Raw genomic sequence first — 21714 nt, 5'->3', positions numbered from 1 at the left:
TAAGTATGTATACAAAATCAGTTATCATTGCCGGGGCGGCCGTACTACTCACGCTACCGGTCTTAGCACAGCAATCAAACATGAAACCGGAAGAAACCGAAGTGTGGGAGCCGGAACCCCGTGTGGTCACTACTTCCCCTAATAAGGCGCCGTCGGACGCCATCGTGCTGTTCGACGGTTCCTCTCTCAATCAATGGGTGAGCCAAAAGGATGGGTCTTCCCCCGCCGAATGGGAAGTAGCCGATGGGGCTTTCACGGTGGTGCGCGGCAAAGGGGCTATCCAAACCAAGCAGCAATTCACCGATTACCAGCTCCATGTGGAGTGGCGGTCGCCCGCAGAAATCGTTGGTGACGGACAAGGGCGCGGCAATAGCGGTATTTTTATGCAGGGGTTATATGAAGTGCAAGTATTGGACAGTTATAATAACCGTACATACTCCAATGGACAGGCGGCAAGCCTCTATAAACAGCGTATCCCGCTCGTCAACGCGACTAAAGCGCCTGGCGAATGGCAAAAATATGATATCATTTGGACCGCTCCGAGGTTCAATGCGGAAGGCATTTTAATCAGCAAAGCACGGGTTACCGTATTGCACAACGGCGTACTGGTACAGAACAACGTAGAACTGGACGGTCCAACCGAATACATCGGCCTTCCTAAATACAAAGCGCATGGCCCGGGCCCTATCGTATTGCAAGACCATGGCAATCCGGTAAGTTTCCGTAACATCTGGATCAGGCCGTTGTGATTAGTTAATGGTCAATGGTTAATATGCGGAAAGGGCCGGAAAACTCAATGTTTTCCAGCCCTTTCTTCTATAATTGACAATTAAAAATTAACCATTAAAAATTGACAATCGTTTTTTCGTAGCTTTCGTTATGTACGCTGGCCACTGCCCGGCCAGACGGATCGTTCAAGTTCTGGAAAGATGCATCCCATGCCAACGCTTCAGGCGTGCTGCACGCTACGGATTTAACGGATGGTACCGTTACCGCCGCAGCGGCTGAAGGAAAATGCTCCGTGAAAATTGACCTGTACAGGTATTCCTCTTTGTTTTGCGGCGGATTAACGGGGAACCGGTCCGCCGCCCCCGCTAATTCAGCATCGCTGACGCGCTCCTCAGCTTGCTTTTTCAGGGTGTCGATCCAACTGTATCCTACGCCATCGGAAAACTGCTCTTTTTGTCGCCAAGCAATACTCTCTGGTAAGTAATCCTCAAATGCTTTCCGAACTACCCATTTTTCCATCCGCCCCTCACGGATCATCTTGTCTTCGGGGTTCAGGCGCATGGCGATGTCCATAAACTCCTTATCTAAGAATGGTACACGCCCCTCTACACCCCATGCTGCCAGCGATTTGTTTGCACGTAAACAATCGTAGAGGTGCAATTTACCCAGCTTTCGGACAGTTTCTTCATGAAACTCCTTGGCATTCGGTGCTTTATGAAAATATAGGTAACCACCAAATAACTCGTCGGACCCTTCGCCAGATAACACCATTTTGATACCCATTGATTTGATAACCCGTGCGAGGAGGTACATGGGTGTCGATGCCCGGATGGTCGTTACATCATAGGTTTCTAAGTGGTAAATCACATCGCGAACCGCATCGAGCCCTTCTTGTATGGTAAAGTTGATTTCATGGTGAATCGTGCCGATGTGGTCGGCAGCCTTCTTTGCCGCAATCAGGTCCGGCGAGCCCTCCAACCCCACCGCGAACGAATGCAGCCGTGGGTACCATGCCTTTTCCTGATCGTTAGACTCCACCCGTCGCGATGCAAACTTCTTCGTCACAGCGGCAATTACCGACGAATCCAGTCCGCCCGAGAGCAATACCCCATAAGGCACATCAGACATCAACTGCCGGTGCACGGCGTCCTCCAGCCCTTTACGTAACAAATCGATATCAGTCACGTTATCCTTCACGGCATCGTATTGTTCCCAATCGCGGGTGTACCACTTCTGCGGCGTGTGGCTTTCCTTACTATACAGGTAATGCCCCGGAGGAAATGTTTCGATCCGACTGCAGAAGCCCTCCAGCGCCTTCAGCTCAGACGCCACATAAAACGTACCTGCTTCGTCCCAACCCATATATAGCGGGATGATTCCCATATGATCACGGGCTACCAAATAAGCATCGTTTTCAACATCGTAAAGCGCAAACGCAAAAATCCCGTTCAAATCTTCGATGAAGCGTGGTCCTTTTTGCGCGTATAGCGCCAAAATCACCTCACTGTCCACCTGTGTGGAAAAACCATAATTGGATAGCTCATTCCGCAACTGTTGGTGATTATATATCTCGCCGTTCACCGCGAGCACGATATTACGATTCGAGCTGTACAGTGGCTGTTGGCCAGATTTCGGATCAACGATTGCTAAACGTTCATGCGCAAGGATAGCCCGGTCTGAGCTATATATCCCCGACCAGTCCGGTCCACGATGGCGAATCCGCTTCGACATCTTCAATACTTGGGGGCGCAATTCTTCCGACTTTGTTTTCAAGTCAAAAGCTCCAATGATTCCACACATAAATGTAATACAGTTAAATATTCATTATTGCTAATGTTGCAAAGTAACGCATAAAATATTGACATTCGCAACAAAAACTATTTTTTTTAATCATTTTTTCAAAAAAATGAGATTATTTAAATAATTATATTAATAAAACTTGGGGTGTGCTGTCACAATTTTAATATATAACCTTCGCAGGCGAGGTGTTGCATGCTAGAAGGATTCATGGGCTTACTGCAATTATTGGTCGACCACAATATAAACACTATTTTTGCAGCGCCCAAAGATAATCGTTTGTCTTGTTTTATTTAGCAAACTTTATTAAGTTTGGGTGCATTCTGCTGGAGAATACATCAATTCAACAAAAAAACGTGAAGAAACGAATCGCTATTTTTGCTTCAGGGTCTGGGTCGAATGCCCAGAAAATCATGGAACACTTCAAATACGACGACCGAGCCGAAGTTGCTTTGGTGCTCACTAACAATCCGGACGCCTATGTACTCCAGCGTGCAGACAATTTCGAGGTGCCTACCCATATTTTCGATCGGCACGTATTATATGAAACGGATGAAATCGTTGACCTTCTCGTCCGACTCCAGATTGATTTGATCGTCCTTGCAGGATTTCTGTGGTTGGTTCCCAAAAACCTATTGGCAAAATACCCCAATAAAATCATCAACATCCATCCGGCTTTGCTGCCTGCCTATGGTGGTAAGGGGATGTACGGCGACCGAGTACACCAAGCCGTCCTTGACGCCGGCGAGGAGGAATCGGGCATCACTATCCATTTTGTCAATGAGCGTTTCGATGAGGGAGAAGTCATCTATCAAGGCCGTTTCCGCATAGAATCTACAGACAATTTAGAAGTCATTAAGTTCAAGGGCCAGCAACTGGAGCATCTCCATTACCCAAAAGTCATCGAAAGCCTACTGAAGAAAATGTGACCGACGGGATTTTTATTATCTTTGCGGCTCATAAACTAAATAGCTGAATAGCGAATGAGCCATCCCGTAAAAATCAAAAATGCACTGGTCTCCGTATACTACAAAGATGGCCTTGCACCTTTAATTAACCTATTGAACAAGCAAGGTGTCACCTTTTATTCTACCGGTGGCACGGAAACATTTATCCGCGAGCTGGGCCACGATGTCGTTCCCGTGGAAGACCTCACCGGTTACCCTTCCATCTTGGGTGGACGCGTGAAGACCCTCCACCCCAAGGTGTTCGGCGGCATCCTGTCGCGGAGGCCCTTGGAGGCTGATAGCCAGCAATTGCAGGAATACGAAATTCCCGAAATCGACCTGGTCATCGTAGACCTCTATCCTTTCGAAGAAACCGTCGCATCGGGCGCGTCTGAGCAGGATATCATCGAAAAAATAGATATTGGTGGCATCTCGCTTATCCGCGCGGCAGCCAAAAACTTCAACGATGTGGCCATCATTGCCTCCAAAGATGACTATCAATACCTTGAAGATATCCTCGCCGAGAACGAGGGTTATACTTTCGTTGACCATCGGAAGGAACTGGCAAAACGTGCATTCAACGTATCGTCACATTACGACTCGGCGATATTCAATTACTTTAACCAAAAGGAGCCGCTACAGGTATTCAAAAAAAGTGAGCAGCGGGCACAGGTGCTCCGCTACGGCGAGAACCCCCATCAGAAAGGAATTTTCTACGGCGATTTGGAAGCGTTGTTCGATAAACTGAACGGAAAGGAACTATCGTACAACAATTTGGTGGATGTGGATGCTGCGGTGGCACTCATTGATGAATTTGAAAAGCCGACCTTCGCCATACTTAAACATACGAATGCCTGTGGCGTTGCCACCCGTTCGGAGTTGCTCACAGCATGGGAAGATGCGCTGGCTTGCGATCCGGTATCGGCATTTGGCGGTGTGCTTATCTGCAACGGTGAAATTGATGAGCAAACGGCCACCGAAATCAACAAACTTTTCTTCGAGGTATTAATCGCACCGGCCTACGGTGAATCGGCATTACGCATACTCACCAATAAGAAAAACCGGATCTTGCTGCAACGTAAAGAAACGACACTTCCCAAAAGCCAGTTCAAAACGTTGCTCAACGGCGTGATCGAGCAGGATAAGGATGCCGTTATAGAGGGTCCTGAGCAGATGCAGACAGTTACGGACAAGGTTCCTACCGAGCGGGAACTGGACGACCTTTTCTTTGCCAATAAAATTGTTAAACACACGAAATCCAATACCATTGTACTGGTCAAAGATGGTCAGCTGTCAGCGAGCGGCGTGGGCCAAACCTCGCGCGTAGACGCGCTGAAACAGGCTATTGAAAAAGCTAAATCCTTTGGTTTTGACCTCCACGGGGCGGTAATGGCCTCCGATGCATTCTTCCCGTTTCCCGACTGTGTAGAGATTGCAGCCGAAGCGGGTATAACAGCTGTAGCCCAACCCGGTGGATCTATCCGCGACAAGGAATCGGTGGAAATGGCCAACAATAAAGGCGTAGCGATGGTGATTACCGGCGTACGGCATTTTAAACATTAAAAACAACTCGGTTATGAAATTCGGAAGCGTTGAAAATCCGGAAGCGATAGATTTCACCTTGCCGCCCACCCACCCGGATACGCTGGCCTTATTGGGCAAGAAAAAGCCCACCAAGCCGTTGGCAGTGTATGTGGGTTGCGCTAAATGGAACAGGCAGGATCTCAAAGGATTCTATCCGCGGGGTACCAAAGACGAGTTGACCTATTACGCTACGCAATTCAACAGCATCGAGTTGAACGGTACGTTCTACAACTCGCCCGACAAGCAGCAGGTGGAGACCTGGAAAGCCAAAACCCCCGCTGATTTCAAATTTTTCCCAAAGGTTCCGCAATCCATCAGTCACTATGGCCGTTTGCTCAATGTAGATGAGAAAATGACCACATTCGCTGATGCGATCGCATTATTCGAGGAGAAGCTGGGTGTAAGTTTCCTCCAGTTGCATGACAACTTCAAACCGAAAGATTTTGATCGATTGGCGACGTTCGTCAAGAAGTTTTCGAAATCTGTACCATTGGCGGTTGAAGTACGGAATGCGGAATGGTTCGCTGACGCTCCCACTAGCCAAAAATTATATAGTCTGCTGGAAGAAGGAAGAACTGCAAATGTACTTGTGGATACGGCGGGGCGGCGGGACATGCTGCACATGCGCCTCACCACGCCTACAGCTTTCGTCCGCTATGTAGGCGCCAATCACCCAACGGATAAGAACCGGCTGGATGATTGGGTTGCCCGCATCAAAGAATTGCGAGACGCTGGATTGCAGTCGCTCTACTTTTTTGTTCACCAAAATATTGAAGTCGAATCCCCCCTCCTTTCCACCTATTTTATCGATCGGCTCAATGAGGCGCTTGGACTCGAGGTAAGGGGCCCCGACAGCAAGCTCTTCCCTTAATCAATCGTCGTATTTCTCCAATTGGCGGAGTAACGTAGCGAAGTCTTTGGGGTATGGCGCTTCGAAATGATAGGGCTTATCGCCTACAGTAAGGTTTAATTCTTTTGCGTGCAACGCAAAGCGCCGCATAATCGGCTGCTCTTCCTTTCCTCGCCCCAGCGTAAATCCGCGTTTCTTGACCTGCGACAGGTATGCCGGTTTGCCATGGTACATAGCATCGCCCACAATGGCTGCTTGTTGCGTGGCTAGGTGTATGCGTATCTGGTGCATCCTTCCCGTCACGGGACGGCATTCCACCAAGGTGAAGTTTTTAAAATAACGGAGCGAGTTGAAATAGGTTTCGGCCCGTTTGCCATTGGCACGGTCTATCGTCACGTTTTTATTGCCCAGGTTGAGTATGGGCAGATCAACCAGTACATCTTCAAATACATGGGTACCGCCGATGATCGCATGGTATATTTTGGTAACGCGCCGGCGTTCAAATTCTATGGATACCAGCCGGTAGGTTTCCGGGTTTTTGGCAATGAGCAGCAGGCCAGATGTTTCCTTGTCCAGCCGGTGGCACACTTGGGCATCGGAATGATACTTTTTAGCCAAACGCAACACACTGGGTTCGCCTCCTTCGCGTTCATCCAGCGATGCCAGAAAAGGAGGTTTGTTGATCACGATCAGGTTGTCATCTTCGAAGATGATCTGTTCTGCAAACTGCGGCAACTTGGGTGTATAGCCATCGTGGTTATTCATGCGGGCAAAATTACGTATTCGTAACGACAACGGAAAACCTATTCCATCCCCATTCCACCAGAAAGGCTATCTTTGCTGAATGGACAACTATGCCGTTATTTTTGACATGGATGGGGATGCCTGATTTTTCCGGGTTCCTGCAGGGACCACTCGAATGGGCCATCTTTCTCAGCTGCGCCATACTCATTGGCATGTCTAAAACAGGGGTACCGAATATCGGAACGTTTACGGTGCCGATATTCGCCCTCCTTTTCGGGGCGAAAGCGTCCACAGGCATCGTGCTGCCCATGCTATGCATGGCCGATTTACTGGCTGTCATCTACTACCGCAAAAAATTCCATCGCGATTTGGTACTCAAACCCATGCCTTGGGCATTGCTGGGGGTGGTGGTGGCTCTTATGGCCGGGCATCTCATTCCCCAATCGGGCTTCAAGGTGATGATGGGGGTCTGTATCCTTGTGGGCATCATCACCATGGTGGCCACAAGGCATCCCGAACGGGCTTATGCCCTCACTGAGTCGCCGTGGTTTGCGCCAGTGATGGGTTTTCTACTGGGATTTTCGACCATGATTGGAAATGCTGCCGGCCCACTCCTCGTTGTGTATCTGCTTGCACTTCGGCTGCCGAAGTTTGCTTTTGTGGCGACCGGGGCGTGGTTTATCATGACTCTCAACTACCTCAAGATCCCGCTGCAAGCTTTCGTATGGGACAACCTCTCCTGGAATAGCCTCCTTCTCGACCTCACCGCACTACCGTTTATCCTGATCGGCGGCATACTCGGCATCCGTATTGTGCACATCCTGCCTGAACGTACGTTCAAAACGGCCATGATTGCATTGACGGTGATATCCACCCTATTCCTGCTTTTTTAACCGCGATGTCTTGCCGCGCGTTACGTAAGGAACTTCTTAAAAAAATCCACCGTCCGCTGCCACGCTAGCGTTGCCGCTTCCGGGTCAAACCGCGGTGTGGTATCGTTGTGGAAACCGTGGTTGGCTTCCGCATACATGTACATGGTGTATGCTTTATCATTCGTCTTCAGCGCCTGTTCGTAAGCTGGCCATCCTTCGTTCACGCGGGTATCCAGCTCGGCATAGTGCAACTGGAGCGGGGCCTGAATTTTCGGCACGTCTTCGGTAGCGGGCTGACCGCCGTAAAATGGCACAGCCGCCTTCAGGTCAGGCACGCGGACGGCCATCATATTGGAGATCCACCCACCGAAACAGAATCCCACCACGCCAATGTTGCCATTACACGAGTCCTGTTGTTTCAGAAATGCCGCTGCCGCGATGAAATCTTCGAGCATCTCGTTGCGATCACGTTTACTTTGCATTTCGCGGCCCTCATCATCGGTGCCCGGATAACCTCCCAATGGTGTCAATGCGTCTGGGGCGAGACTAACAAACCCCGCCAACGCCGCCCTACGTCCCACGTCTTCGATGTGCGGATTCAATCCCCGGTTTTCGTGTACCACCACCACGCCACCCAGCGGCTGGCTGTTACCTTTCGGCATGCACAACAATCCTTTGATGGTGCCGCCGCCTTTCGGCGAGGGATAATCGACGTAAACTTCGGTGATCCGCGGATCGCCTGCCTTAACCTGGATGCGTTCCTGATAGTTGGGCATCAAGAAGCTCATGAGCGCAGGCACGGTAACGGCCCCACCGGCATAGGCCGACAGCCGCTGCATGAAATCGCGCCGCGACAACCGGTTGTGTGCGTAATCATCGTAGAGATCAAAAACCTCTTGCTTAATGTCTTCTTTTTTTAGCTGTTGCATGGTTTCTCGCTGTTTAGCTGTTAATTTTTCCGTATTTCGATTGCAGGAAATCAATCGTAGCGTCCATCAATCTCCGAAGCGCGGCCTGATTGATATCCGCCAACTTTTTCACGTAAATACAGGCTTTGCCCATCTTAAACTTCCCCAAGTCGTCGAGCAGATGCGCATGTTCTGGACTGCCCGTATAGACATAGAGCGAGATGGCTGCCTTCCGGGGCGAAAAACCAACGAGTGGCCAGTCTCCTTCCTGTCGGCTTCGCTCCGACTTATAATGGTAGCTGCCGAATCCGATCATGGAAGCCCCCCACATTTGGGGTTCATACCCTGTAAATTCACGCATCAGATCTAGCAATTCAAAGCTATCTTTACGCTTCTGCTCGGAATCGACGAACGCGTTGATAAATGCGTGTACATCGGCCTCCGTAGGTTTTGTTTTCAGTTCTGCCATGGTATCCGTTGGTTTGTCGCGTCTTGCCCGTTTGAGCAGGAACTGCGAACGTGTGTATAAAAGTAACTAAAAAACAACATAGCGGAGATTTTACCTTATTTTTGCAAATCTTTAAGCAATTTCTTGAGGTTGATCCCCCTGCCGAGCACCGGCTTGAATAAGTCGCCTTCTGAACGGATGCGATCCAGCGCATTAGCGATGGTGAAATCGCTTATTTTTATCCCTTTCTTAACCTCTTCCCAGTGAAGCGGCATCGATACAGTAGCACCCGGCTTTGGTCGAAGGGAATAGGGAGCGGCTAATGTGGCCGACGGCCGGTTTTGCAGGAAATCGATATACACCTTCCCACGCCGCCTATCGGTCATTCGCTCCACGCTGGTAAAATCCAAGGTCGTATCCACTTCGTTGGCTACCCAGCGGGCGAAGAGCTGCGACTGGTCATAGGTGTATTTCGCACCCAGGGGAATGTAGATATGCAATCCGGTCGAACCAGAGGTCTTGCAATACGAAGGTACGGCGATATCTTCTAAAAAAGCGTGGATGGCATTGGCCACCTCGATCACCTGGTCGAAAGTATTGGTTTTATCAGGGTCGAGGTCCAGCAGGCACCACGTGGGGTTGTCGGGTTTATGGATTGTGCTGCTCCAGGGGTTCATCTCAACAGCTGCCAGGTTGGCCATATAGAGCAGTGCCGCCTCATTATTGCAAAGCATGTAGTGCTTGCGTTTCCGCTCACCTTCCGCTTTATAGGGATATTTCTCCACCCATGCCGGCACTTTTCCCGTTACGTCTTTCTGGTAAAAACTCTTCCCGTCGATGCCATTGGGGAACCGGTTGAGCGACTGGGGACGGTCTTTCAGATAAGGGAGTATGTATTTCGCCACCTGCCGGTAATAGTTGAGCATGTCGCCTTTCGTATATCCCGCTTTTGGCCAGAATACCTTTTGGAGGTTCGTGAATTTCAGCTCATTGCCGTTCACTTTCCGCACCTGCGTCTTTTCCGAGGGGTTCAATAGCGTGCGCCTCCCGCGGTTTGGCGCTTCCTTTACCATCATTGCTGATTTTCCGTTCGCCTTATCCATAACAATCTCTTTTTCCATCACCACCGTTTTGGGGTCTTTGTCCTCGCGCAGCGCAATAAATGCCGGGTGCCTGAAGACCCCCTCGTCGGTCACCTCCGTGTAGTGGATTTCACACACGATTTTGGGGCTTAGCCACGTCGCCTCTGCATGCGGTGGATGAGGTCTGAACCGCGACGGTTTATTGGGGTCGGGCGTAGTTGCAAACGGACTGGTTTTGCGGACCAGCGGTTTGAACAACTGCAGCATTTCACGCTGTTCGGCATCTTTGAAGCCGGTGCCGACTTTTCCGGCATATTTGAAATCTTTTCCATCAAACACGCCCAACAACAGGGAGCTAAAAGGTTTCGATGTTCCCGCATTTCGCGTAAAGCCGCCAATCACCACTTCCTGCCGCTTTTGCAGTTTGATTTTCAGCCAATCCCTTGTTCGCTCGCCGGGACGGTAGATGCTGTCGGAGCGTTTGGCGATAATGCCTTCTAGCCCGAGTTTACCCGCGGCTTCGAAAAACGCCATCCCCTCCGCATCGACGCTATAGCCGCTCCGGATAATTCCCGTTGCCGGTACCAGACGCTGGAGTAGTGCTTTCCGTTGCGAAAACGGCAATGCTGTCGTATCTTTGCCGTCACACCACAGTAAGTCAAACACATAATACAAAAGCTCGCCATCTGCTTCGCTGCGCCAATTCTGTAATTTATTGAAATTGGAAATCCCACCATCCGTAACGGCTACAATTTCTCCGTCTACCACAGCGTCAATATCCCACGCTTTTATGGCCTCAAAAATCGGGTAAAATTTATCGGCAAAAGACTTGTTGTTGCGCGACTTCAGTGCCGTTTGTTTTCCGTGGCGGAACGCCAAGGCACGATAGCCGTCCCATTTCACCTCATATTCCCAGTCGGGGTTATCGAATGGTTCGTCAACGAGCGTAGCCAGCATGGGCGATATGGATTTCGGGAAAGGGGTTTTAGTCCCTTCCTTGCTCCCCGCGGCGGCCACTTGGTCGATTGTCAGTTTGGAAACCACCGATTTTTCTTTCTGCGTAATGTCTGTGTCGGTGGCATACTGATCCTTATGCTTGATAAGCAGCCAGGCATTTTCTTCCTTCCCCTTCATCTTCACCAATGCGAACTCACCCTGTAGCTTTTTACCCTTCAAAACGACTTTGAGCGACCCTGCCTTCCATTGCTTCATCAGTTCTTTCTCCATGGCTTTTTTATCGCCATTGCTTTCGACTGGCTCATACGTCCCTTCATCCCAAACGATCACGGTGCCGGCTCCGTAATTGCCTTTGGGTATAATACCTTCGAAGTTCTTATAATTGTAGGGGTGATCTTCAACCTCCATGGCCAGTCGCTTATCTTCAGGATTGAGGGATGGTCCCTTGGGCACGGCCCAACTCTTTAATACGCCCCGAAGTTCCAGCCTAAAATCATAGTGCAGCCGCGAGGCATGGTGTTTTTGCACCACGAACCGGAGTTGCGCGGCGGAAGCCTTTCCTCCGGCCGGCTCGGGGGTTTCATTTAACCGGCGCTTTTTCTTGTACGCTGTGAGTGCCATGTGTCCGTATTATCCAAGGCTTGCTTTCAGTTGCTCCAGCAGATCCGTTGATGCTTTGGGCTTCTTTTTGAGTTTCCTCACCGTAGGCCGTTTGCCCTTGGCCTTCGCGCGGATGAGTTTCATCAGCTCCTTGCTGTATTCGTCGCGGTAGTCCTCCACATTGAAATCACCGGTATGTTGCTTGATCAGCTTCACCGCCATGTCCATTTCGGCTTTCGAAACCGTTGAAAGGGTAATGCCTGCATCTGATGCCGGCCGGATTTCCTCATGGAAACGGAGGCGGTTAAGCAACAAAAGCTTATCATGTGGCCTTATTATGGCCAGACTCTCGGTGCTACGCATCACAAAGGTAGAGAGCGCCGCCTTTTTTGTTTTGGCCAGTGCACGGTACAGCAGTGAATAGGCCTTCTCACCGCCTTTCTGCGGGCTCAGGTAATACGGCGTTTCAAAATAGACGCTATCGATGGCCGACTCATTAACGAACGACTGCAGGTTGATGGTCTTCGTCTTCTCGGGGCTTGCCTCTTCGAAATCTGCATCTTCCACCACAATATACCGATCTTTCAGGTAATGACCTTTCACGATATCATCCCAGTCTACTTCCTTTCCCGTGCGTTCGTTCACCCGTTTGTACCGCACCCGGTCAAGGGACTTCCGTTCCAGCAGGTCGAAATCAGGCCGATTTTCTTGGGTTGCACTGTATATTTTTATGGGTATGTTCACCAGGCCGAAGCCGATAGCACCTGTCCAAATGGCTCTCATCGTTTTGATTTTACAAGGGTAAACAATCGGCAGTGGTGTTTGTTCTTTAATCGGGAGAACCATGATCGATTAACACAAAAAACAAAAATCTGATGAGTAACACCATAGGAATTATTGCAGGCAGCCTACGCAAAGCGTCGTTTTCTAAGAAACTGGCCAACGCCATCACCGCGATGGCACCTTCCGGGTTTGCATTCAACATGATCCCACTTGATGACCTTCCTGTCTATAACCAGGATTTCGATGATGAAGACCGTGTGCCCGAATCGTATACCGTATTCCGGGATGTGATCGGAGCGCTCGACGGTGTGATTTTCGTTACCCCCGAATACAACCGTTCGATACCCGGTGTCCTGAAAAATGCGCTGGACGTTGGGTCGCGCCCCTACGGCAAGAACATGTGGAATGGAAAGCCCGGCGCCGTATTCAGCAACTCGCCCGGTAACCTCTCCGCCTTCGGCGCCAACCACCACCTCCGGCAATGCTTGGTGTTCCTCAACGTACCCGCCATGCAGCAGCCGGAAGTCTACCTCCCAAATATGAAAGATGCTTTTGATGAGACCGGGAACCTCACAAATGAGGAAACCCGAGCGTTCCTCCAACAGGCCGTAGACGCCTACATCGATTGGTTTAACAAACTTCACTGACCCGGTGTGCCGAGTAGCCCAGGCTAGCGTAGGAAAGCAGCGATATGTTCGAATGCTTCGACAAGATGTTCGGGCGGGATACCATGGCCGCCTGAATACGTAAATTCGGTATAATCCACGCCATGCGCTGCAAGTGCATCTCGGAATTCATAAGCTTGCGACACCGGCACTAAGGCATCTTCCATGCCATGCATGAGGAGGAATTTCGCACTCGATGGCGTAATGAAATTGACGGGGGATGCTTGTGCATACCGATCGGCTTGATCGGCCGGTGTGCCGCCCATAAATCCCGCAACAATCTGCCGGGCTTCCGGGCCACCTTGTTCGTAGAGCGACACCATATCGTAAACACCCGCAATCGCGATACAACCTTTTATATGATCGTTCTCGTTGTTTTTCAAGGTATGTAACGCCGCGAGGTGTGCACCAGCGCTCCCGCCGGCAAGGTAGGTGTTTGACGACAATTGGTAAGACTCCAATTGGCGGTACAGGTAATTCATGGCCTGCTTCACATCGTTTTCAGCTGCTGGGTATCGGTTATCTTCGCCGGCGACCAGCCGATAATTCAGGTTCACGAAGGCGAACGCTGGAAACTGTGCTTTCAATGCCTGAAAACTGTCGTCAGTAAACTGTAGGTCGCCTTTATCACCGCCCGTCCATCCTCCGCCATGGATAAATACAAACATTTTAGTGTCATTCCGGTTCCTGCCCGCTGGGAGGTAAACATCCATGCGCTGTTGTTCGTGGTCGCCGTAAGACACATCTTTCAAGACAACATCCTCTTCAACGGAATATGCTTCCGTCTGCTTATCTTTCGTACACGCCGACAGGTACAGGGTGATGGCAAGTAGTGCTCCAGAAATTTTAACAATATTCATCATTTGCGTTTCGAAGGTCACCGCAATCGTTATGCCTAAAAAGAAGAACCTCGATCCGGGCGGACCGAGGCCTTCAAAACTAACCAATTATAAACCTAATTATGAAAAGACAAACTTACTGTAGTAATAACGTGTATGGTGGGATCGTATTGTATCCGCCGTAATATTTTTTTAACGCATGGCCACCAGCTACGCAAACAATGCCATCTCCGGCAGGTGTACACCATCAGGGGTGGTATAGAATGGCCTCCCCTCCACCATCGCGTGTTTTTGCGGATCGATGCCCAAAGCATGGTAAATCGATTGGTGAATCTGCTCAATACGGATGGGGTTTTCGATGGTTTTACACGGCCGCTCATCCGCTGTTTTACCGAAAACCGACCCTTTTTTAATTCCGCCGCCGAACATTAATATCGAACATCCATCGGTAAAATGGCGGTGCATACCGTAGTTCCGGATATCGTTAATCACATCGGGTTGCTCTACCTGATGCTTCACTTCGGCGCCGGGACGCCCTTCCATCACCATGTCGCGGCTGAATTCACTGGCAATAACGATCAATGTACGATCTAAATGCCCACTTTCGTCGAGATCTTTGATGAGCTGAGCAACAGGAGCATCGATGAGTTTTTTCATATCACCAACGCGTACATGACCATTTTCGTGGGTATCCCATCCCATAAATGGCTCATACTCGGTGGTGACGCTGATAAAACGTGCGCCTTGTTCGACAAGCCTCCGTGCCATCAAACACCCCAATCCGAATTTCCCGGTGTTGTACACCGCGTACTGTTCCTCGGGCTCCTCCCGCAAATCGAACGCCTTGGCCTCTGGCGATTTGAGCAGCATGTATGCCTGTTCCATAGACCGTTTGAACGATTCTCTTTGGTAATCGCTCCCGTAGTCACCAACCGGATGCTGGTTCAACAGCTCGTTATATAACTGGTTGCGCCGTTCAAAGCGGCTAAAAGACATCCCTGCGGGTGGTTTTACGGCGTCTAGTCCAGCGGAGGGGTCGGGAATCATGAACGGTCCGTATTCGCTGCCCAAGAAGCCGGCCGTATGGAAAGCCTTTAGTTCTTCGGCTTCGCCTACCGTCATCCGTTGACCGATATCGATAAATGGGGGTATTACCGGGTTTTTGGGACCAAGAGCCTGCGCGATCCATGCACCGATGTGTGGAGCCGAAACCGTCTGAGGGGGTTCGTAACACGTGTGCCAATGATATTGGTGCCGTGAATGCAGGATATGCCCTAAATCGGCAGCCACGTAAGAACGGATCAATGTACCCTTATCCATCAACGAGGCAATGGATTCCAATCCTTCTGAAAAATGGATGCCATCCAATGCCGTGGGAATGGATGGAAAGGTGCTCAATACCCGATTGGAATCCAAGCCTTTTTCATACGGTGTGTATGCCTTTGGGTCGAAGGTATCGGTATGGGCCATGCCGCCAGCCATCCAAAGCAGGATGACCGCGTCGGCGCTCGCTTGGGTTCCGGAGCACGAATTTAGAAAGCCGGCAAGCGGTGCACCGGCGGCTAATGCGCCCAAGGTGCCAGCAGTTGCCGTTTTCAAAAAATTCCGCCGGTTGTAATATCGGTTCATAACTATATTATTCAATAAATTGAAATTCGGGTAATAACACCACCGACCATAGCAGATCCTGTACGCTGGTGGCGTCCATCTTCTCGCCGAGGATTTTACGTGATACGTCGCGTTCATCTTCCGAGGGCATTCGCCCAACGCTTTGCATAAATACTGCGGTGATCAGTCCGTCCGCGTCTCTGTGGGTGGCCATCCATTCCTGTGCACCCTTTATTAACGTTTCGTTCAATAACGACCCATTGGTGAGTTCCATTGCTTGCAACAGCGTCGCCTGGCCGTCGCGCACGCTAATGATATTCTCGCGGCTCGGTCGGCCCAGCGCGGTGAGGAAGGGATCGTTTTGCACCAGTGCCGCACGCACAAACGAATGCGACTCCTCAAACGACGTCGTATCACCTTCGGGGTTGTACATCAATGAAGCCGTAGGATACAATGGATGTACGATTGTGCTGACCGCATCGGCATACTGCTCAGCGGTAAGCTTTCTTTTCAGTGCGCCGGTAAATACAAAATCAGGCTTATTGATGGTCGCCGGATCCGCAATGGCAACAGAAGGAAGCTGATAGGTTTCCGATGTGGTGATCAGGTAAAGCAGATGCTTCACATCATAAGCATTATCTACGAAATGCACCGCCAGCCAATCGAGTAAATCCTGGCTCCAGGGCTCATTATCCATTTCGTCTGTGGGTGCCACGATACCGCGTCCCATCAATTGTGCCCAAATCCGGTTTACCAGCGTGCGGTACAAACGTCCGTTTTCGGGCTGCGTGAGCAGCGTTGCCAGTTCTCGTGATTTTTCCTTGACCGATCCATTTTTGGTGATGTTTCCCAACTCGGGCCAAAGCAGCCGGGTATCGGCCATTTGGCCGGTGGGAATATCACAGCGTGCTATGGCAAGGGTCGTGTCGGAGAAGATATTGGCAAAGGCGTAGGCATCGTCCAATTTCCAATCGCTTACAAAGCTATCGTGGCACGAGGCACACTTCAGGTTGACGCCCAGCAACGCTTGCGATACGTTCTGCGCAGCTTGCATCGCGGTGGTTTGGCTGCTGTTGACCGCCCCCCGCCAAGCGATGCCCTTGATGAATCCTTTTGACGATTCATCAGGGTTCAGCAGTTCTTTTACGAATTGGTCGTAGGGTTTGTTGTCGGCGAGCGACCGGTACAACCAGTCGGAAATGTTGAAGCGGCCATTCGTGATGTAACCCGGGCCGGTATAATCGTTGCGTAGTAGGTCGTTCCAGAAGGTGGTCCAATGCAAGGCGTAATCCGCGTTGCGGCCCAATAATTCGGCGGCGACCTGCGCACGTTTATCGGGGTGACGGTCTTCTTGGAATTCGCGCAGTTCCTGTGGCGTCGGTGGTAATCCGATCAGGTCGAAATAAATTCGGCGGAGGAACACCCGGTCGTCCACGGCATCGGGCCATGTCAATTGATTGTTTCCAAAATATGCATTGACCCAACGATCAATGGGATTTTCCAGTCCGTTGGCTATTGCAGGCAGTTCGGGGCGCCGCGGTTCCAACGGCGCCACGGGAAAAATCCCTTGGATGTGCTCGGGCCATGGTGCACCCTTTGCTACCCAAAGTTTGATCAAATTAATTTCATTCTCATCCAATGGTTTGCCTTTTCCGGGCATGGCCTCCTTATGCCCTGGGGGCAGCGTAATGCGACGCACCAACTCACTATTTTCCACATCGCCAGGCACGATAATCGGTCCTGATTCCCCACCCTGAAAAACAAACTCCCGTTGGTCGAGGCGCAATTTCCCTTCCATCTTGTCGCTACTATGGCATTGGAAACAACGGTGCGCCAGTACCGTGCGAACGCCCAGATTCAACTCGGCCTCCTGTCGCTCATCCAACGTATCAAGTTGGGCGAACGACTGCCATGCTACGTTTGTTGAGGGGTCGCCCAGGGCTGCCAGCTGTTCATCTTCCGCCGCCCAAGGTGTCACACCAAGGAGATAGTCTTGCCCGTGGGTAATGGATCCACCATAATGGCCGGCGAGAAAGACGCCTACGGATGAAAGAAACAAGGTAACTTGGTATGCCTTGCGTAAAGCCATCCGCCCCTTCCGAACCATCGCCCATAATAGCAACCCAGCCATGGCGCCTAAGACCGCGGTGGCGGTCCCAGCCCATTGATGTGCGTAGAATGTATCGCCTCCATATTCGCCAGACCACGCAAGCATCCAACCACATATCGCTGCGATGATGGCGCTCGTACTGCCAATAAAAACGAGCCAATTGATGCCGACGCGCAGTTGCGAATGAAAACGGCGGAAGGTCAAAACCTCCATGATGGTGGCAATCAACAACAATGAAACCGGGAAATGCACCAACATGGGATGTAATCGCCCCACAAATTCCCATCCCCACCATATCGCTTCGGGTTCGTTCACGGGCGCTTCGGGTTGCGCGCATACTGCATGTGCAAGTAACTGCAGCAACACTAAACCGGCTAACAACCGCGGTTTTACAGGTAACGTCTGTTTAATCATCGATTGGTCTATAATGCTTTATCTGCTCACTAAATAACGAAAAATAACGAAAGAGCCTATCCTGCACCTTCCTGCTCCACACCCCAGCGGTACCGAAAAGCATCATTTAACAAACCATGCTGATGTTAAGCAGTATGAAGAAAAAAATTCAAACCAATTTCTTAAATTCGCAACAGGAAGAACGAAAGGAACGATTGGCATAGATGCAATTAACCAAACTCGAAATAAAGGGTTTTAAAAGTTTTGGCGACAAGATTACCATCCATTTCAATGAAGGTGTAACCGCCATCGTGGGGCCCAATGGTTGTGGGAAATCCAATGTCGTCGATGCCATCCGTTGGGTCTTAGGTGAGCAAAGTACGCGCGTTTTACGTTCCGAAAAGATGGAAAATATTATTTTCAACGGAACCAAAAATCGCAAAGCCTCCAATCTGGCTGAAGTATCACTTTCATTCGACAACACGAAAAATATCTTACCCACTGAGTTCTCCCAAGTCACCATTACGCGGAAATTGTATCGCAGCGGTGACAGTGAGTATCGGCTCAACGACGTGAAGTGCCGTCTCAAGGATATCACAGACCTTTTCTTAGACACAGGCATCGGGACCGACACCTATTCCATCATCGAATTGAAGATGATCGATGAGATCATCAACAACAAAGAAAACTCGCGTCGGATGCTATTTGAAGAAGCGTCAGGTATTTCTAAATATAAAGTCCGTAAAAAGCAAACAATCAATAAGCTAAGAGAGACCGAAAATGATTTGTCGCGGGTAGATGACCTACTTTTTGAAATTGAGAAAAACCTAAAGACGTTAGAAAACCAAGCGAAGAAAGCCGAACGGTACTACCGCCTTAAAGACCAGTACAAGGCCTTGAGTTTGGCGTTGGCCAGCTATCGCATTGGCCATTTCAGTGAGTCACTGGCCGCGCTCGATGCCCAAGAGCTTACACATCGCACCGAACAGACCCGCATCAATGCCGAAACAGCACAATTGGAGGCACTTATCCAGCAGCTGAAGCAACAAAGCCTCGTCAAGGAGAAAAACCTTGCCGCACAACAGCGAGCCACCAACGAATATGTTGCGAAGATCAGGGCATACGAAAGCGATAAGAAGGTCAAAAACGAGCAGCTGCGTAACCTGAAGGATAAAGAGGCCCGTATCATTGGCGAGCTATCGCAAGACCGGCAACAGCTCAACCATGTGCTTTACAACATTAAACGCCTCCATGAAGAACACCTGGAGGCACAACAAAAGCTAGATGGCATCTCTGTAATCCTAGAGCAGCATCGGGCAGCGGTCGACGAACTACGGGGACAGCAGCACACCGCCAAACAAAAGCTCGACGGGGCGACACGCCAGCACAACGACGAACAGAACGAAATATACAAACTGGAAAAGGAGGTTGCTGTATTACGTATCCAGCATGATGCACTTGCGCAGGAAAGTCTGCGCAACGTAACTGACGCTGAATCCAAAACCGCTGAACTCGATCAATTTAATGCGCTGGTGGCCGATCTCGAGGGCCAGACAGAAGCGGTGCAGCAGGCTTACGATACCACCTCCGAGGCCGAAACCGCCCTTCAGGAAAAGGTAACCGGCACGGAAACCACTATTCAATCCCTTAGTGGGGAACTCATGCGCGACAACCGGCAACTTGATGCCAAGCAGAACGAATATAACCTTACCAAGTCACTGGTAGATAACCTCGAAGGATTTCCCGAGTCGATACGCTTCTTACGTAAAAATGCAGGCTGGAAATACCCGTATCCTTTATTTTCAGATATCCTTTTCTGCCAAGAAGACTATCGGATTGCCATTGAGAACTACTTGGAGCCCTACATGAACCATTACGTGGTGCAACAGCAGGATGAAGCAGTTCACGCCATTCGGCTGCTTAGTGATGCAGCACGTGGACGGGCCAATTTTTTTGTACTTGACGCCATTAGTCGTATTCCCGATACAACACCAGCAACGCACGTCGATGAGTCGCTCATCCCGGCATTGGGTATCATCAGTGTAGAAGAACGGTACCTCCCCTTGTGCCGCATATTACTACATAATGTATACCTGCTCCCTACCGATGACGAGCAGGTGCTGGACAGCGAACTACCTCGTGAGGCTATTGTCGTGCTCCATAAGAGCGGCAAATTCAACAAAAACCGACTCGGCTTGTCGGGCGGTTCCGTAGGGTTATTTGAAGGTAAGCGCATCGGTCGCGCAAAGAACTTGGAAAATATGGCAAAAGACATCAAGTCATTGGGCCAGCGCATCACCAAACAACAGGCGGCGCTGGACGATGCCACCCAGCAGCTGATTACATTGAAAGGCAGCTCCCAAAAAACGGAAATGGAAGAGTTGGGCCGCCAGCTCAACCGATTGAATAATGAATTGGTATCGGTAAAAACCAAACAGGAACAATACGATGCCTTCATTACCAACAGCCAGAACCGCAAGCAAGATATCGAACAGAAAATGGCTCGTATCGCAGCCGATCTCCACGCAGCAGAGCCCCGGCTCGAGATGCTGCGTGCAGCAAAAGCGAATAGTGGTACCGCATTGCAAGAAATACAGCTTGCCTACCAGGAACTATCGGACGCGCTTACAGATAAATCGTCGGCATTCAACCAAGAAAACATTCGCTTTCACCAGCAGCAAAATGCGGTAGGAGGCATTACGAAAGATCTTGAATACCGCGAAAGCCTGCGAGAAACGTACGAAAGCCGAACGACCAAAAACGCAGTGGAATACGACCAGGTACAGGCCGCGATTAAAGACACGTTACAGCATGTTGATGACACTGATGAGGACCTGGTGGCCATGTATACCCAGAAGGAAGCTTACGAAAAAGGCCTGCAGGAGATAGAAGAAGACTATTACGCGTTGCGAGGGAAAATCAATGAAGCGGAAGAACAGGTTACCCAATTACGTCGGCAGAAAGAACAGATGAGCTTGCTGTTTGAGGAGCTCCGCGATAAGAAGACAACCCTAAAACTCGACCTAAATGCATTGAAAGAACGGTTGGCTGTCGAATTCTCCGTCGATATCAATGACCTTGCCTCACCCGATACGGAAAATAGCGAAGCCGAAACAGGGCTATATGACGATGAAGAGACGGTTCGCCAAAAAACCGACAAGCTGCGGCGGCAATTGGACGACTTCGGCAACATCAACCCGATGGCGATGGAAGCTTACCAAGAGATGAACGAGCGTTACACCTTTATTATCAAGGAAAAACAGGATTTAATCGACGCAAAAAACTCGCTATTGGAAACCATCCAGGAAATCGATGATACCGCCCGCGAGAAATTCATGGCCGCATTTACGCGCGTCCGCGACAATTTCACCACGGTGTTCCGCTCGCTCTTCAACGAAGAGGATACGTGTGACCTTATCCTCACCGACCCGGAAAACCCATTGGAATCCGATATCGATATCATGGCACGCCCCAAGGGAAAGCGGCCACTCTCGATCAACCAGCTATCGGGTGGGGAAAAAACGCTCACGTCGACAGCACTGTTGTTCGCCTTGTACCTCCTCAAACCCGCACCGTTTTGTATCTTTGATGAGGTAGACGCACCGCTGGATGATACCAACATCGACAAATTCAATAACATTATCCGCAAGTTTTCCGATCAATCGCAATTTATCATCGTGTCGCACAATAAGCGCACGATAGCCAGCACAGACATTATCTATGGGGTCACCATGGTTGAACAGGGTATTTCACGTGTGGTCGCTGTCGATATGCGAGAAGTGGCTTAACTGGGCGAAC

General features: G+C 50.2%; 16 protein-coding genes. 7 read left to right on the top strand and 9 right to left on the bottom strand.

Annotation, left to right across the window (positions count from 1 at the left end):
• Nucleotides 1-5: 5 nt before the first annotated feature.
• Entirely contained in the window at nucleotides 6-749 is a 744-nt protein-coding gene (locus U9S71_RS08380; protein ID WP_326326702.1) for a 3-keto-disaccharide hydrolase, read from the top strand.
• Between the two features lie 94 nt (nucleotides 750-843).
• On the opposite strand, the gene asnB is transcribed toward U9S71_RS08380, so the two are convergent.
• Entirely contained in the window at nucleotides 844-2529 is a 1686-nt protein-coding gene (asnB, locus tag U9S71_RS08375; protein ID WP_326326701.1) for an asparagine synthase B, read from the bottom strand.
• A gap of 353 nt (nucleotides 2530-2882) precedes the next feature.
• On the opposite strand from asnB, the gene purN reads away from it, so the two are divergent.
• The 3 genes from purN to U9S71_RS08360 are packed head-to-tail and all read left to right on the top strand — an operon-like array spanning nucleotide 2883 to nucleotide 5928.
• Complete coding sequence (purN, locus tag U9S71_RS08370) at nucleotides 2883-3455, top strand: phosphoribosylglycinamide formyltransferase (protein ID WP_326326700.1); 573 nt, start codon at nucleotides 2883-2885, stop codon at nucleotides 3453-3455.
• A gap of 54 nt (nucleotides 3456-3509) precedes the next feature.
• Nucleotides 3510-5036, top strand: a complete 1527-nt coding sequence (gene purH, locus U9S71_RS08365; protein WP_326326698.1) for a bifunctional phosphoribosylaminoimidazolecarboxamide formyltransferase/IMP cyclohydrolase — start codon at nucleotides 3510-3512, stop codon at nucleotides 5034-5036.
• 13 nt (nucleotides 5037-5049) lie between these two features.
• Complete coding sequence (locus U9S71_RS08360; RefSeq protein WP_326326696.1) at nucleotides 5050-5928, top strand: DUF72 domain-containing protein; 879 nt, start codon at nucleotides 5050-5052, stop codon at nucleotides 5926-5928.
• On the opposite strand, the gene U9S71_RS08355 is transcribed toward U9S71_RS08360, so the two are convergent.
• Nucleotides 5929-6672, bottom strand: a complete 744-nt coding sequence (locus U9S71_RS08355; RefSeq protein ID WP_326326694.1) for an RluA family pseudouridine synthase — start codon at nucleotides 6670-6672, stop codon at nucleotides 5929-5931.
• Nucleotides 6673-6761: 89 nt separating this feature from the next.
• Between U9S71_RS08355 and U9S71_RS08350 the strand changes: the two genes are divergently transcribed.
• Complete coding sequence (locus tag U9S71_RS08350; protein ID WP_326326692.1) at nucleotides 6762-7544, top strand: sulfite exporter TauE/SafE family protein; 783 nt, start codon at nucleotides 6762-6764, stop codon at nucleotides 7542-7544.
• A 20-nt stretch (nucleotides 7545-7564) separates the two neighbouring features.
• Here the strand turns inward: U9S71_RS08350 and U9S71_RS08345 are convergent, their stop codons facing one another.
• From U9S71_RS08345 to ku, 4 genes are all read right to left on the bottom strand, one after another.
• The gene (locus U9S71_RS08345; protein ID WP_326326690.1) at nucleotides 7565-8452 is read right to left on the bottom strand and encodes a dienelactone hydrolase family protein; all 888 of its coding nucleotides are present in this window, start codon (nucleotides 8450-8452) and stop codon (nucleotides 7565-7567) included.
• Between the two features lie 13 nt (nucleotides 8453-8465).
• On the bottom strand, nucleotides 8466-8900 hold the full coding sequence (locus U9S71_RS08340; RefSeq protein ID WP_326326689.1) for a DUF1801 domain-containing protein: 435 nt from the start codon (nucleotides 8898-8900) through the stop codon (nucleotides 8466-8468).
• A 95-nt stretch (nucleotides 8901-8995) separates the two neighbouring features.
• Nucleotides 8996-11539 (bottom strand): DNA ligase D, encoded by a 2544-nt coding sequence (ligD, locus tag U9S71_RS08335; protein WP_326326687.1) that lies wholly within the window; start codon nucleotides 11537-11539, stop codon nucleotides 8996-8998.
• Between the two features lie 9 nt (nucleotides 11540-11548).
• Entirely contained in the window at nucleotides 11549-12301 is a 753-nt protein-coding gene (gene ku, locus U9S71_RS08330) for a non-homologous end joining protein Ku (protein WP_326326686.1), read from the bottom strand.
• A 92-nt stretch (nucleotides 12302-12393) separates the two neighbouring features.
• On the opposite strand from ku, the gene U9S71_RS08325 reads away from it, so the two are divergent.
• A complete protein-coding gene (locus tag U9S71_RS08325) occupies nucleotides 12394-12948 on the top strand; it encodes an NADPH-dependent FMN reductase (RefSeq protein WP_326326685.1) in 555 nt (184 codons plus the stop codon).
• A gap of 23 nt (nucleotides 12949-12971) precedes the next feature.
• Here U9S71_RS08325 and U9S71_RS08320 read toward each other — a convergent pair whose 3' ends face one another.
• The 3 genes from U9S71_RS08320 to U9S71_RS08310 all read right to left on the bottom strand — a co-directional run bounded on the left by U9S71_RS08320 (nucleotide 12972) and on the right by U9S71_RS08310 (nucleotide 17937).
• Nucleotides 12972-13829 (bottom strand): prolyl oligopeptidase family serine peptidase, encoded by an 858-nt coding sequence (locus tag U9S71_RS08320; protein ID WP_326326684.1) that lies wholly within the window; start codon nucleotides 13827-13829, stop codon nucleotides 12972-12974.
• A 186-nt stretch (nucleotides 13830-14015) separates the two neighbouring features.
• On the bottom strand, nucleotides 14016-15434 hold the full coding sequence (locus tag U9S71_RS08315) for a DUF1501 domain-containing protein (RefSeq protein ID WP_326326683.1): 1419 nt from the start codon (nucleotides 15432-15434) through the stop codon (nucleotides 14016-14018).
• 7 nt (nucleotides 15435-15441) lie between these two features.
• Entirely contained in the window at nucleotides 15442-17937 is a 2496-nt protein-coding gene (locus U9S71_RS08310; RefSeq protein ID WP_326326682.1) for a DUF1549 domain-containing protein, read from the bottom strand.
• Between the two features lie 203 nt (nucleotides 17938-18140).
• Here U9S71_RS08310 and smc point away from each other — a divergent pair, with 203 nt between their 5' ends.
• On the top strand, nucleotides 18141-21704 hold the full coding sequence (gene smc, locus U9S71_RS08305) for a chromosome segregation protein SMC (RefSeq protein ID WP_326326680.1): 3564 nt from the start codon (nucleotides 18141-18143) through the stop codon (nucleotides 21702-21704).
• Nucleotides 21705-21714: the final 10 nt, after the last annotated feature.

The organism is Parapedobacter flavus (genome assembly GCF_035818675.1).
Taxonomy (GTDB): domain Bacteria; phylum Bacteroidota; class Bacteroidia; order Sphingobacteriales; family Sphingobacteriaceae; genus Parapedobacter; species Parapedobacter flavus.
The sequence above is the reverse complement of the archived record's forward strand: the minus strand, read 5'-3'. Positions and strand labels throughout refer to the sequence as shown.

Excerpts from the sequence above, each read along its gene's own strand:
- U9S71_RS08380 (WP_326326702.1), top strand. The coding sequence starts at position 6 with ATGTATACAAAATCAGTTATCATTGCCGGGGCGGCCGTACTACTCACG.
- asnB (WP_326326701.1), bottom strand. The coding sequence starts at position 2,529 with ATGTGTGGAATCATTGGAGCTTTTGACTTGAAAACAAAGTCGGAAGAA.
- purH (WP_326326698.1), top strand. The coding sequence starts at position 3,510 with ATGAGCCATCCCGTAAAAATCAAAAATGCACTGGTCTCCGTATACTAC.
- U9S71_RS08360 (WP_326326696.1), top strand. The coding sequence starts at position 5,050 with ATGAAATTCGGAAGCGTTGAAAATCCGGAAGCGATAGATTTCACCTTG.
- U9S71_RS08355 (WP_326326694.1), bottom strand. The coding sequence starts at position 6,672 with ATGAATAACCACGATGGCTATACACCCAAGTTGCCGCAGTTTGCAGAA.
- U9S71_RS08350 (WP_326326692.1), top strand. The coding sequence starts at position 6,762 with ATGCCGTTATTTTTGACATGGATGGGGATGCCTGATTTTTCCGGGTTC.
- U9S71_RS08345 (WP_326326690.1), bottom strand. The coding sequence starts at position 8,452 with ATGCAACAGCTAAAAAAAGAAGACATTAAGCAAGAGGTTTTTGATCTC.
- U9S71_RS08340 (WP_326326689.1), bottom strand. The coding sequence starts at position 8,900 with ATGGCAGAACTGAAAACAAAACCTACGGAGGCCGATGTACACGCATTT.
- ligD (WP_326326687.1), bottom strand. The coding sequence starts at position 11,539 with ATGGCACTCACAGCGTACAAGAAAAAGCGCCGGTTAAATGAAACCCCC.
- ku (WP_326326686.1), bottom strand. The coding sequence starts at position 12,301 with ATGAGAGCCATTTGGACAGGTGCTATCGGCTTCGGCCTGGTGAACATA.
- U9S71_RS08325 (WP_326326685.1), top strand. The coding sequence starts at position 12,394 with ATGAGTAACACCATAGGAATTATTGCAGGCAGCCTACGCAAAGCGTCG.
- U9S71_RS08320 (WP_326326684.1), bottom strand. The coding sequence starts at position 13,829 with ATGATGAATATTGTTAAAATTTCTGGAGCACTACTTGCCATCACCCTG.
- U9S71_RS08315 (WP_326326683.1), bottom strand. The coding sequence starts at position 15,434 with ATGAACCGATATTACAACCGGCGGAATTTTTTGAAAACGGCAACTGCT.
- U9S71_RS08310 (WP_326326682.1), bottom strand. The coding sequence starts at position 17,937 with ATGATTAAACAGACGTTACCTGTAAAACCGCGGTTGTTAGCCGGTTTA.
- smc (WP_326326680.1), top strand. The coding sequence starts at position 18,141 with ATGCAATTAACCAAACTCGAAATAAAGGGTTTTAAAAGTTTTGGCGAC.